This window comes from Acinetobacter bohemicus ANC 3994 (assembly GCF_000367925.1).
Taxonomy (GTDB): Bacteria; Pseudomonadota; Gammaproteobacteria; order Pseudomonadales; family Moraxellaceae; genus Acinetobacter; species Acinetobacter bohemicus.
The window spans coordinates 208,216-222,016 of sequence record NZ_KB849175.1; the positions used below are offsets into that span (position 1 = coordinate 208,216).

Here is a 13,801-nt window from a genome sequence, read left to right on the forward strand (position 1 = left end):
AAAATCTCAGTTATTTCAACAGTAGGCTGTTAATACGTTTGACATATTCAGCAGGATCATCAGGTAAACCACCTTCTGCAATCACCGCTTGATCGAAAATCACATGGGCCAAATCATCAAATTGGTTCGAGCTTTCCAGTTTCTTCACCAATGGATGTTCTGGGTTAATTTCCAGAGTCGGTTTACTTTCAGGAATGGCTTGGCCGGCTTGTTTCAACATACGAACCAGCTGTGGAGAAAGCTCACCTTCACTGGTGACTAGACATGCAGGAGAGTCAACCAAACGTGTCGTGACACGAACTTCTTTGGTTTTGGTTTTTAAAGCATCAGACAGTTTATCGACCACAGGCTTGAATTGTTCAGCCGCAGCTTCCAGTGCTTTCTTCTCTTCGGCATCCTGCAAATCGCCTAAGTCAACAGCACCCTTGGATACGTTCTGCATTGCTGTGCCATCGAATTCATTGACGAACTCCATCGCCCACTCATCGACACGATCAGCCATCAACAGTACTTCAATGTCTTTTTTCTTGAACAGTTCAAGTTGTGGTGAGTTTTTCGCTGCACTTAAACTGTCGGCAGTCACATAATAAATGGCTTTTTGCCCTTCTTTCATACGTGCTTTGTAATCTGCCAATGATGTTGAAATGTCATCATTGTTCGAGGTCGAGAAACGAAGAAGTTTTAAAATCCGCTCACGATTTCCAAAGTCTTCACCCAAACCTTCTTTTATCACTGAACCAAATTCAGCATAAAACTGTTTGAATTTTTCTTGATCTTGTTCATCTTCCGACTTGGCCAAAGCATCCAGCATGGTCAAAATACGGCGCGTATTGCCTTCGCGTATGGTTTTTACATCACGACTTTCTTGCAACAGTTCACGACTGACGTTGAGTGGCAGGTCGGCACTATCCACCACACCCTGTACAAAACGTAAATAATTCGGAATTAAATTGTCCGCTTCATCCAGAATGAAGACACGTTTGACATACAGTTTGATCCCCGCTTTTGCTTCACGGGTGAAAATATTATGTGCGGCTTTGCTTGGCACATAAAGCAACTGGGTATATTCAGTACTGCCTTCCACGCGATTATGCGCCCATGCCAGTGGTGCTTCAAAGTCATGGCTTAAGTTCTTATAGAACTCAACGTACTGCTCGTCAGTGATCTCATTTTTATTGCGCGTCCAAAGAGCACTAGCTGAGTTAATCGCTTCCCACTCATCCGTCTTGACCATCTGACCGCCTTGAGCTGTTTCACCTTCGGCAACCGCTTCTTCTTGCCAAACTTCTTTTTGCATTTCAATCGGCAAGCTAATGTGGTCAGAATATTTATTGATAATCTGTTTCACTTTAGATGATTCTAAATAATCCAACGCATCATCACGCAAATGTAAAATGATGTCTGTTCCACGTGAAGCCTTGTTGATCTGTTCAACTTCGAAATCACCTGTACCCGCACTGATCCAACGCACAGCTTCGGCAGCATCTACACCCGCATGACGAGATTCAACGGTAATTTTCTCAGCAACAATAAAACCTGAATAAAAACCGACACCAAACTGACCAATCAATTGCGCATCGGCTTTTTGATCACCCGACAATTTAGACATAAAGTCTTTAGTCCCCGATTTCGCAATCGTCCCAAGGTGATCAATCGCTTCTTGTTGCGTTAAGCCAATGCCATTGTCTGAAATGGTGATGGTCTTATGCACTTTATCCAAACTAACCCGAACATGTAGATCAGGGTCATTTTCATAATATTCAGGATGGTTAATCCCTTCAAAACGTAACTTATCACATGCATCTGAAGCATTGGAAATCAGTTCACGTAAGAAAATTTCAGGATTGGAATACAGTGAATGCGTCACTAAATGTAGAAGCTGGGCAACTTCAGCTTGGAAACTGTGTTTTTTTGCACTTTGTTCGGTCATCATCATTCCTTAAATTCATTAAACACTTTTATCGAATGCTTAATGAATTGGAGTGACTAGAGCAATTTTCAATAGCGCCCGATAAATTTTTCTTAAAAAGGACCTTGTTTATAAACACGATCCATATACATATCCAGTTTTTGCTGGCGCATCTTATACACTTCACTTAAACAACGACTAGAATCGCCACATTGGTCTCGTAACTGTAACCACTTGACTTGTTCATCCTGAATCATGCCCCGTGTTCCCATAGGCACTAAGCGCTTAATAATATTATAGGTTGTGGCCATTTTTACATCGGCATCATTGACCACCCGATATTCACAGACTGCGTGTTCCGTCTGGGTTCGCGCTTTGTCACAATTAAAACTGGCTGCGTAAGTCGTAACGCTAAAAACACTACATAAAAATAAAGCAGCACATTTCCATATTTTCATTTTTTTCTGCCTTTTTATTTGATTATCTTTCTGCTGTTACTTTAGCAACAAGCCTGTCATTAAATAAGACCTTTTTACTGAATTACAGTAGTTTACTCTCGTACTTTAGTGCAATTAAAAAAACCCATCAAAAGATGGGTTTTTTAAGGCTAACTCAAATTCTAAACATTAGAATTTGTAGCTATAACCAAGGGTATAAATCACAGGATCAATGTCTAAATCAAATGTAGTGACATTTTTTACTTCTACTTCTGGACTTAATTGTGCATAACGAATGTCTGCAAATACGCCCCAGTTTTTTGCATCAGCAGGTTGGAAGTTAAAACCAATCTGACCTGCAAAACCAAAGTCTTCTTTCACTTTAACGCTTGTACCTGCCAATGGCCCCGTTGTTTCTTCATCCCAAGCAATAAATGCTGTACCACCTATACCAATATACGGCGTAAAACCAGTTGAGTTTTTAAAGTTATATTTCGCTGTAATGGTTGGTGGTAAATGTTTAATTTTAACTGCATTCGCACCATTAATTGCAACATCATGACTAATTGGTGCCGCTAATAATAGTTCAGCAGAGAAGTTATCGTTAAAGAAATACTCAACAGATGGGGTAAAAGCCAATTCACTATCCGCTTTTACAACACCAATACCATTTAAATTGGTATCACTCGTTGGAGCAATTGCAGAAGCACCAACTTTAACTTGCCAATCACCAGCCATCGCTGAAGCAGACAACCCCAATAATACAATAAAAGTAGCTTGTTTTAACATTTTTAATAACCTACGGAAGAATAATAACAAGAAAATTCAAACATTAATTAATAATAAACATGGGTGTAATTAATATGCAATAGTTGTTAATTAATAATAATTTTATTTATTTTTAAGTTATTGATAATAATTGATATTTATTTTAATCAGACCAGCTTGGTTGGTTTTAACACCAACCAAGTTAATCAGATTAATTTATTATATTCCGAGTATGGGGCTTGGTTTTATTATAATAATTCATTTAAATATTCATTTAAAATACATCTATTAATATTAGATGTAAATTCAAATAAATTAAAATATCATTTTCAGTTAAAGTACCATTGCCGCAATCCATCCAAATACCAATAATGGAATATTAAAATGGATAAATGTTGGCACAACCGTATCCCAAATATGATCATGCTGACCATCAACACCTAAACCGGCTGTAGGACCCAAGGTTGAATCCGATGCGGGTGAACCTGCATCACCCAGCGCTGCCGCTGTACCAATCAGTGCCACAGTCGCCAAGGGAGAGAAACCAAATTGCACGCAAAGCGGGACATAAATCACAGCTAAAACAGGCACACTTGAAAATGATGAACCAATGCCAATGGTCACAAACAAACCAATAAACAGCATTAGAAATGCAGCTAAAGCTTTATTGTCACCAATTAAATGCACCACCCCATTTACCAAACTCGTAATATCACCGGTATGGGTCATCACTGAAGCAAAACCAGCAGCTGAAATCATGATAAAGCCAACCAATGCCATCATGCGCATACCTTGCACAAAAACATCATCGGCTTCTTGCCATTTAAAAATCCCAGCGCCCGATAAAACAGCAAAACCAACCAATCCACCCAAAATCATTGAACCTGAGTACAATTGTGCAATCAAAGTTAAAACAATTGCGAGCAATGCCATAAAAATGGTTTTCTTGGCAATTACGGGTGCTTTTTCAGCTTCTTGCTGTAATTCTTTTGCATCTGCTTCAAAGTTCACTTCAGTTGCACGAATCGGCTTATCTAAATCAATCGTGGTCACACGTGCGACTGTACGATCAATATAATGACGCGGTTTACGATAGCTGACGAATACCGCAACTAAAGTACCAATTAACATCCCGATCACAGGTATCGCCATACCCATTGGCATCATCCAACGATCGACATGTAAATCGTAAGCAGCACCAATTTTATTGATATTACCCATCAAAATTTGATCAAGGAAAATGGCACCAAAACCGACGGGCAGAAAAATATACGTTCCGACCAATCCCATGGTCATTACGCATGCAGCCGCACGACGGTCTAAATTCATATGATTCATCACTCTTAATAAGGGAGGAACCAAAACTGGAATAAAGGCAATATGTACAGGAATAAGGTTTTGCGAACAAATTGCGGCAATTAATAAAATAGTGAGAAGTAAATACTTTACTTTTTTAGCTCTTTGATGCGACGCTTCAGCACCCAATAAGCCAATTAACTTATACGCTAAAAGATCAGGCAAACCCGATTTTGACAAAGCTAAAGCAAAAGCACCCAAGACCGCATAAGCAAGGGCAACTTCTGCTCCATCACCCAAACCTGCATTAAATGCAGTTACGGTATCTGACAAACTTAGTCCTGCAACCAAGCCACCAATAATCGCTGAAATGACCAAAGTCAAAACGACAGAAACTCGTGCCAGTGATAGAATAAACATCACGGCAATCGCAATTACTACTGCATTCATGGAAATTTTAAGGAAGATGAAAAGCCGACATTTTAGCAGATTCAAATCATTGAAACTAAAAATTGATCACTTTTATCCGACAGCAATTTTTTATATAAAATTCATATGATTAAATAAAAATTACAGCCTTTTAAATCCGTTCCAAGGCAAAGCTACGAATATAATCTGCGACCAATTTCGGCTGACTTAAAACGGCCCAATGATTGGCATCAATTTCCACCCGCTGAAATTGTTCTGCCCATTTTGGCATTTCATCAATCAATTCAGGGCTAACAAAATGATCTCGCTGTAGCACGATTGCTTGTACTGGGCACACAGCAAAACGCTGCCGAGGCTGCGTTAAACGTGGAATAAAATTAGCCCGATATAAGCCGATGCCATGTTTCCCATCTAAGGCGATATTGTGATTTAAAGGCAAGTCTTTTTGACGTTCCAACTGCTCCAGTACTTTAGCCCATTTGTTCGGCGTAAAAAAATTCCAAACTGTCGGTGCCAGCAAGGGCAATTGAAAAACGGCAATATACCAAGATTTAGTTAATTGCTTAAAAAATTTTCCTTTGTGCTGTTTAAATTGATTGCGCATTGCAAAAGCCGCGTGATCTAAACAAGGACCTGAAATCGTACTATAAGATAAAATTCGGGTCTTAAATTTCGCTTCGGTGACAGACTCCCAAGACTGGATCGCCCCCCAATCATGTGCAGCCAAATGAAAAGGTCGGTCTTTTAATACATCATTGACCACACTTTCTAAATCTAGAGATAGCTGTTCTAAACGATAATCACGAATACGGCTTGGAATAGAAGACTGCCCTGCTCCACGTACATCATAGGTAATAATATAAAAATCTTGCTTCAATTGCTGAATAATCAGCTCCCACACATCTTGATTATCAGGATAACCATGTACCAAGACTAAGGCTGGTTTGTCATCACTGCCCCATGTTTTCACATAAAGACGTTGTTGGTCTTGGGTATACACCCATTGAGTCTGCGCTTCCATGTTATTCCTTTCTTGTTATTGGCAATTTATTGCAACAGTTAGACAACGAAATCCATGCTGCCGTACAAATTTTATTCTAGTATGGTCTTAGGCGAGAAAAAAACAATTGACCCAAATCGGCCTTTTAACAAAACTACAGACAATTCCTGTTCGCTCTAAATTTCTTATTCAGCTCCAACACCTCATCTCACAGGGCAAATATTGCAGTTGATGACATAAATTGAGGAACGATGCTCTGCGCGTAAAAATGCTTTTAACAGGCAAAACGCATAAAAAAAGTGCCTGATCAACAAGCACTTTTATCTCATTGAAAATATGTCATTAGCGTTTTTTCTGTTCAATGGCCGCTCCTGCACCACCGCCAATAGCGCCACCAATCGCAGCACCTGCATTTCCGCCAATGACACTTTTACCTACAGCAGAACCAATTGCCCCACCGACACCACTATAAGTTGCATTCCGGTTAGAACCACCTTGGGTTTTACTGCCGACAGCAGCCCCCGCACCACCACCAAGCGCGGCACCAACACCGCCACCGACTTTGTTCCCTACACCACCACCCACGGCACCACCCAGTGCTGCTGCACCAATACGCTGTTCATTGGCTGACATATTTTCACAGCCTGTAAACATAATCGTAGACAGCATCACAGCAGAAATTAAACCGATTGATTTTTTCATCTCTACGACTCCTCTACTTTATAATTAAAGCCTAATCTTATTTTCTGTACCAAATGATCAGATTATGTAATTGCCATGCGTGCATTCTTTTCATTTTGTAATCCGATTTTAATTAAAACACCAAAAGATCAATGCAATCAATAAAGCCTTAACTGTTCCAGCCAAACATCCAAAAAGCAGTTAAAGGATTGCAATTGATCCCTGATCTGATAACAAAAATTTTGAAACGCTGTCGTGCTTAAACGTGAAGGATAATCAGAATGAAAAAACTGCTTTTGTCGATATTTATATTATTTTGCTTCAATCCATCAGCATATTCCAATGATTTTGCTACGCATCTACTCAGCAAAACTAAAGCTTTAAAAAATATTGCTTATGGGCCTCATGCCCAACAAGTGATGGATGTCTATTTCCCGACCCAACCTTTAACAGATAAAACGCCAGCACCATTAATCGTAATGGTACATGGCGGAGCTTGGACAATAGGTGATAAAAATAAGGCTGCTGTAGTCAAAAATAAGGTGGATTATTGGAGCAAACAAGGTTGGGTTTTTATTTCTATCAACTATAGATTAGTTCCTGAGGCGACATTACAACAACAAACCCAAGATATTGCAGAAGCACTCATTTATATCCAAAACCAAGCCCCAAATTGGCATGCTGACTCAAAACGGCTGGTTCTCATGGGGCATTCAGCAGGCGCACATTTAGTCAGCCTGCTCACAACACGCCCTCTTTGGCTAACATCACAGCCCCAGCCTTGGCGTGCTACGGTAGCTTTAGACAGTGCCGCTTATCATGTCGAAAAAATTATGCAAAATCGACATTCACGTTTTTATGATCAAGCCTTTAGTGATCAGCCATCAAACTGGAAAGCGCTTTCTCCTATATCCCAACTCCACCAAGCGCTACCTGCATTTCTCGCGGTTTGTTCAACAACTCGACCAGACCAACCTTGTACGCAGGCACAGCAATTTATTCAACACGCACAAAAATTAGGTACGAAAGCCCAGTTATTGCCTCTTCCACTTTCACATCTTGAGATCAATAAATCACTCGGAAAAAATAATCCATATACTCAAGCGGTAAATCAATTTATACAGACCCATTCATTTATGATTGAATAAGCCGAATGTGATTTCATTAAACATGCATATTCTTTGCGCAGCAATTCAGAGCCTATTTTTAAAAGATTCATTCAATATCGCCTCAAACTCTAGAATAGGCTCTCCAATTTCAGCGCATAAAAAAAGACGCCCGAAGGCGTCGATGATTTTCTTTAACGAAATGGATTTTGTGAAATTTTGACTTTTACTGCTTCCTTACCTTTACGTATTTCTTGCCCACGCGAGCAAAGATATTCAAAAACCATTTTTTCATCTTTTGCTTTAGGGGCGATATAGATTTTTTCTAAATGCTCCATGACTGATGGTGCATAATCAATATAAATACGATTAATTTTTTCATCATATTGAATTAAAGGATTATCCATTTGCGTAACATATACAATTCGGCATTCTTGTTCCTCCTTAAATGCCATATTTTTTATCAAATAACGTAAAGGTAAAAGAATTTCGGCTAATAATTTTCCACTATAACTATCCATTTCTTTAGTATTTAAATATTCTATAAAATTTGTTAAATTTTTCATTTTAATTTTTATACTATTCTCTATACTATCTATTTTCATTTTATAATCTTCCCACTTTCTATCAGCACCTTCATTCGAATCAAACCACTTACACTTATTCTTTAATTTAAATTCCCTACGGAAACTCCATTCTTCCCGTTGGGCAACTTTCATTAAGCCTGATGTCGGATCAAAATAAATACAACGATATAAAGGTAATTCTGTAATTCCACTGCTAAGACTGGATTCCTTATTTTTTAAATTAATATCTAGCCCCTCTTTAGTATCCTTATATAAACTTGAGGTATCATGCTTCTTCGCAAAAAAATTTTTACCCAATATTAAACTTACTCCAAAGGCTTCTTGTTGAAATTCCTTTGAATATAGTCTAAATTGATTTAAAGAGTCATGATGTAGCGTAAAACAAGATATAAATGCCAAATCTTGAGTTTTTATCTTATTATTTAAATATAATAAATCATTTACTAACAAACCCTCTTCTGGGTCATTCATTAAGTTAATAGTATTTAAGCGCAAGCACAATTTCTGCTCATAAATACCTGAACTATAATTTCTAGATGTAGCTAAAAGTAATTTGGAAACTGTTAAATTTGTGTAATGCGCTATAGATTTCTCATAATCAGAAGAAATAAAAAGCTCCTCCATAATATCACTTATATTTTGAGCAAATTTTAAGATGATGCTTTTATTATTTAAATCTTCCAACCCATTTATCTTTTTGAATATTTTTAAATAATATTTTGCATAAGAATAAAAATCACTATACTCCGGAATACAGTCCAATGCATCCAAACATTCTTGAATATCATTAGAAAGCATAGAAATTTTATATTGAGCATCTGTGTATGTTTTTAAATCATCCCCTATTTTTACTTTATAAAAGTATTTTAAAGCCTTAACATTACTCGTCTTAGCATAAATATTACCTAATTCAATTTGAGCATAAGCATAAATTAGTTCTGAGCTTTCTTTTCGTCTAATAGTTTTATATAGATTGATCGCTTCTTCTACATTATTTCTATCTTTAACTATAGCTGCTAAGTTCAAAGTACATGCATATATACTAAAGAGATCGAATCTGCTATTCATTCCAGCTTTATAAGTTTCTATAGCTTTATCATGATATCCAATTTGCTCATACAGCGACCCCAAATAGAAATATGTTTGTTGAAGAAACCAGATTTCATCATCATTATTTTTAAGTATATTCTGAATTTATAAAAATTTTTCTACTGCACCATCTAAGTCATTTTTTGTGGCTAGATCATTCGCATTATCAATTAATATTTTAAAATCCATAACTCCTCCAAATTAAATATTATTTTTCAAGTATATAAAAAAAGACGCCCTAAGGCGTCTTTCTTTAATTATTTAACTTCTAAATTAAAATTCTTGGTTAAATGCTTGGCTTAATGCTTGGTCTACATCGCTAAAGTCATTTACAAGTTCGTGTTCAGCAGCTTCAGCTTCTTGACGACGACGTTCTAAATGATACGCAAGACCTGTACCCGCTGGAATCAAACGACCCACAACAACGTTTTCTTTCAGGCCACGTAAATCATCTTCTTTACCTGTTACAGCCGCTTCAGTTAACACACGTGTTGTTTCCTGGAACGATGCAGCAGAGATGAACGAGTCAGTAGAAAGCGATGCTTTAGTAATACCCATCAATTGACGTTCATACTTCGCAGGGAACTTGTTCTGAGCAAGTACAGCTTGGTTTTCAGCAACCATGCGGATGTAATCCACTTGTTCGCCTTTAATGAAGCTGGTATCACCACCATCCGTGATTTCAACTTTACGCAACATTTGACGTACGATGACTTCAATGTGCTTATCGTTGATTTTTACACCTTGCAGACGGTAAACGTCCTGAACTTCATTCACGATGTAGTTCGTTAACGCCACTTCGCCTTTCAGACGTAAGATGTCATGTGGGTTTTGTGGGCCGTCAGAAACGGTTTCACCACGGTTCACATGCTCACCTTCATACACGTTAATGGTACGCCATTTCGGAATCAACTCTTCATAAATTTCAGAGCCGTCATCTGGTGTAATCACTAAACGGTTTTTACCTTTGGTCTCTTTACCGAAGCTTACAACACCTGAAATTTCAGCCAAGATTGCATGTTCTTTCGGTTTACGTGCTTCGAACAAGTCAGCTACACGCGGTAGACCACCGGTAATGTCACGCGTACGTGAAGTTTCTTGTGGTACACGACCAATAACGTCACCGACACCAATTGTTTCGCCATCACGAACAGAAAGAATGGTGTTTTGTGGCAAGAAGTAGAACTGTTCGCCACCATCAGTGGTATCCAATACAACCGCAGGACGCATATCTTTACCTGACGCAGGACGTGAAGTCACTGGTAAGATTTCAATTGTCGTCATACCTGTTGCATCATCAGTTTTCGATGTCACGGTTACGCCATCAGCAATTTGGCTGAAACGTACTTTACCAGCAACTTCAGTTACCAATGGATGTGTATGCGGATCCCAAGTTGCAACGATACCACCCGCTGCGACTGCTTCGCCATCTTTCAAGATGATCGACGCACCATATGGGATTTTGTAACGTTCGCGTTCACGACCTAAGTCATCGGCAATACCAATTTCACCTGAACGAGACGTTGATACCAAGTGACCTTTGGCATGTTGTACAGTTTTCACGTTATGGAAACGTACAGTACCTTTGTTACGTACTTGAACACTGTTTGCAGCAGAAGTTCGGCTTGCAGCACCACCCACGTGGAATGTACGCATGGTTAACTGGGTACCCGGTTCACCAATTGATTGTGCAGCCATAACACCGACAGACTCACCAGGATTTACCTGATGACCACGTGCAAGGTCACGACCATAACATTTCGCACATACACCGAAAGTCGATTCACAAGAAACCACTGAGCGTACTTTAACTTCATCGACACCCGCTTCTTCAATGAAGGCAGCAAGTTTTTCGTCAATAAGCGTGTTACGTGGAAGAATAACGTCGTCAGAACCAGCACGTTTCACATCTTCAGCAACCACACGACCCAGAACTCGTGCACCCAAGTTTTCGATTACATCGCCACCTTGAATGAATGGAGTCATCACTAGGCCGCTTAAAGTACCGCAATCAGGTTCATTGATGACCAAATCCTGCGCAACGTCTACAAGACGACGCGTCAAGTAACCAGAGTTCGCAGTTTTAAGTGCTGTATCGGCCAAACCTTTACGTGCACCATGTGTTGAAATGAAGTACTGAAGTACCGTCAAACCTTCACGGAAGTTGGCTTTAATTGGGGTTTCAATGATCGAACCATCTGGTTTCGCCATCAAACCACGCATACCTGCAAGCTGACGAATCTGAGCTGCCGAACCACGGGCACCAGAGTCAGACATCATGTAGATACTGTTGAATGATTTTTGCTTCTCATCTTCACCCTGTTTGTTTTTAACAGTCGTGAAAGACAAGTTGTCCATCATCGCTTTCGCAACTTGGTCATTGGTACGCGCCCAAATATCGACCACTTTGTTATAACGTTCACCAGCAGTTACGAAACCTTGTTCAAACTGTTGTTCAATTTCACGAACTTCAGTTTCTGCTTTTTCGATAATCGTATATTTCGTTGGTGGAATAAGCATATCTTCCATACCAACAGATACACCTGAACGCGTCGCTTGACGGAAGCCCAAGTACATCAATTGATCCGCAAAGATCACGGTATCTTTAAGACCCAACTTACGGTAGCACGAGTTAATTAACTTCGAGATGTTCTTTTTATTCATCTCAAGGTTAATTTGCTGGAAGTCCATACCTTTAGGAACAACTTCCCAAAGCAAACAACGACCTGGCGTAGTGTCTACAATAATCGTTTGATCTTCACGATTACCATCTTCATCAATTACAGTTTGATGTACACGTGCTTTTACACGAGCGTGTAAGTTCACCTGACCTGTAGCAAGCGCACGGTTTACTTCATCAGTATCCGCAAACACCATGCCTTCACCTTTGGCATTGATTGCATCACGCGTGATGTAATACAAGCCCAACACCACGTCCTGAGATGGTACGATGATTGGCTCACCGTTCGCTGGAGACAAGATGTTGTTGGTCGACATCATTAACGCACGAGCTTCTAACTGAGCTTCAAGTGTTAATGGTACGTGTACCGCCATTTGGTCACCGTCGAAGTCGGCGTTGAACGCAGCACATACGAGCGGGTGAAGACGGATCGCTTTACCTTCAATCAAGGTCGGTTCAAATGCTTGAAGACCCAAACGGTGAAGCGTTGGCGCACGGTTCAACATCACTGGATGTTGACGAATCACATGAGCAAGAACGTCCCAAACTTCTGGCGTTTCGCGCTCAACCATTTTCTTCGCAGCTTTAATGGTAGTTGCTTGACCTGAAGCTTGTAGTTTCGCAAAAATAAATGGTTTGAATAATTCAAGTGCCATTTTCTTTGGAAGACCACATTGGTGCAAACGTAAAGTCGGACCTACAGTAATAACCGAACGACCTGAATAGTCGACACGTTTACCCAATAAGTTTTGACGGAAACGACCTTGCTTACCTTTGATCATATCGGCCAAAGATTTAAGCGGACGTTTGTTCGAACCTGTAATTGCGCGACCACGACGACCGTTATCCAGCAATGCATCGACAGACTCTTGCAACATACGTTTTTCGTTACGTACGATGATGTCTGGCGCTGAAAGGTCAAGAAGACGTTTTAAACGGTTGTTACGGTTAATCACACGACGGTAAAGATCATTCAAGTCAGACGTCGCGAAACGGCCACCTTCAAGTGGAACCAACGGACGAAGATCTGGTGGAAGAACTGGTAATACAGTCAACACCATCCATTCTGGTTTGTTGTTCGACTCTTTGAATGCTTCCATCAACTTCAAACGTTTAGAGGCTTTTTTAAGCTTGGTCTCAGACGTTGTTTGTGGAATTTCTTCACGAAGACGCGAAATTTCGTTTTCAAGATCGATGTCTTTCAACAAATCTTGAATCGCTTCTGCACCCATTTTCGCGCTGAATTCATCACCGTGTTCTTCTAACGCGGTGAAGTATTCTTCATCGTTTAGAAGTTGGTATTTCTCCATCGGAGTCATACCCGGATCAGTGACAACGTATGATTCGAAATACAATACACGTTCGATATCACGTAAAGTCATGTCTAAAAGAAGACCAATACGGGATGGTAATGATTTCAAGAACCAAATGTGCGCCACTGGTGAAGCTAGATCAATATGACCCATGCGCTCACGACGTACTTTAGCAGTGGTTACTTCAACGCCACATTTTTCACAAATGACGCCTTTGTATTTCATACGCTTGTATTTACCACACAAGCATTCGTAATCTTTTACTGGACCAAAAATTTTGGCACAGAATAAACCATCACGTTCTGGTTTGAACGTACGATAGTTAATGGTTTCTGGCTTTTTAACTTCACCGTGAGACCATGACTTAATCATTTCTGGTGACGCAAGACCAATACGGATGCGATCAAACTCTACTGGAGCATGACCGTCTGAATCCGTCTTTTTGCGCATGATATCGAGCAAGTCTTTCAATTTTTTTCTCCGTGTGCCGAAAAGATTTTCGCTTC

Annotated in this window: 9 protein-coding genes; 1 reads left to right on the forward strand and 8 read right to left on the reverse strand. The window is 39.7% G+C overall.

Annotation, left to right across the window (positions count from 1 at the left end):
• Window positions 1-10 precede the first annotated feature (10 nt).
• From htpG to F994_RS11485, 6 genes are all read right to left on the reverse strand, one after another.
• On the reverse strand, window positions 11-1,930 hold the full coding sequence (gene htpG, locus F994_RS11460; RefSeq protein WP_004650641.1) for a molecular chaperone HtpG: 1,920 nt from the start codon (window positions 1,928-1,930) through the stop codon (window positions 11-13).
• 92 nt (window positions 1,931-2,022) lie between these two features.
• Complete coding sequence (locus tag F994_RS11465) at window positions 2,023-2,367, reverse strand: lysozyme inhibitor LprI family protein (protein WP_004650642.1); 345 nt, start codon at window positions 2,365-2,367, stop codon at window positions 2,023-2,025.
• A gap of 168 nt (window positions 2,368-2,535) precedes the next feature.
• Complete coding sequence (locus tag F994_RS11470; protein WP_004650643.1) at window positions 2,536-3,135, reverse strand: OmpW/AlkL family protein; 600 nt, start codon at window positions 3,133-3,135, stop codon at window positions 2,536-2,538.
• A 312-nt stretch (window positions 3,136-3,447) separates the two neighbouring features.
• The gene (locus tag F994_RS11475) at window positions 3,448-4,860 is read right to left on the reverse strand and encodes a Na+/H+ antiporter family protein (RefSeq protein WP_004650644.1); all 1,413 of its coding nucleotides are present in this window, start codon (window positions 4,858-4,860) and stop codon (window positions 3,448-3,450) included.
• Between the two features lie 130 nt (window positions 4,861-4,990).
• Window positions 4,991-5,860, reverse strand: a complete 870-nt coding sequence (locus F994_RS11480; protein WP_004650645.1) for an alpha/beta fold hydrolase — start codon at window positions 5,858-5,860, stop codon at window positions 4,991-4,993.
• 321 nt (window positions 5,861-6,181) lie between these two features.
• A complete protein-coding gene (locus F994_RS11485) occupies window positions 6,182-6,541 on the reverse strand; it encodes a hypothetical protein (protein ID WP_004650646.1) in 360 nt (119 codons plus the stop codon).
• Window positions 6,542-6,801: 260 nt separating this feature from the next.
• Between F994_RS11485 and F994_RS11490 the strand changes: the two genes are divergently transcribed.
• A complete protein-coding gene (locus tag F994_RS11490; RefSeq protein WP_004650647.1) occupies window positions 6,802-7,668 on the forward strand; it encodes an alpha/beta hydrolase in 867 nt (288 codons plus the stop codon).
• A 152-nt stretch (window positions 7,669-7,820) separates the two neighbouring features.
• Here the strand turns inward: F994_RS11490 and F994_RS11495 are convergent, their stop codons facing one another.
• Window positions 7,821-9,239 carry a hypothetical protein gene (locus F994_RS11495; RefSeq protein WP_228128050.1) on the reverse strand — a complete coding sequence of 473 codons (1,419 nt, stop codon included), beginning with the start codon at window positions 9,237-9,239 and terminating at the stop codon, window positions 7,821-7,823.
• 336 nt (window positions 9,240-9,575) lie between these two features.
• Window positions 9,576-13,766 (reverse strand): DNA-directed RNA polymerase subunit beta', encoded by a 4,191-nt coding sequence (gene rpoC / locus F994_RS11500; RefSeq protein ID WP_004650650.1) that lies wholly within the window; start codon window positions 13,764-13,766, stop codon window positions 9,576-9,578.
• Between the last annotated feature and the right edge of the window lie 35 nt (window positions 13,767-13,801).

Excerpts from the sequence above, each read along its gene's own strand:
- htpG (WP_004650641.1), bottom strand. The coding sequence starts at position 1,930 with ATGACCGAACAAAGTGCAAAAAAACACAGTTTCCAAGCTGAAGTTGCC.
- F994_RS11465 (WP_004650642.1), bottom strand. The coding sequence starts at position 2,367 with ATGAAAATATGGAAATGTGCTGCTTTATTTTTATGTAGTGTTTTTAGC.
- F994_RS11470 (WP_004650643.1), bottom strand. The coding sequence starts at position 3,135 with ATGTTAAAACAAGCTACTTTTATTGTATTATTGGGGTTGTCTGCTTCA.
- F994_RS11475 (WP_004650644.1), bottom strand. The coding sequence starts at position 4,860 with ATGAATGCAGTAGTAATTGCGATTGCCGTGATGTTTATTCTATCACTG.
- F994_RS11480 (WP_004650645.1), bottom strand. The coding sequence starts at position 5,860 with ATGGAAGCGCAGACTCAATGGGTGTATACCCAAGACCAACAACGTCTT.
- F994_RS11485 (WP_004650646.1), bottom strand. The coding sequence starts at position 6,541 with ATGAAAAAATCAATCGGTTTAATTTCTGCTGTGATGCTGTCTACGATT.
- F994_RS11490 (WP_004650647.1), top strand. The coding sequence starts at position 6,802 with ATGAAAAAACTGCTTTTGTCGATATTTATATTATTTTGCTTCAATCCA.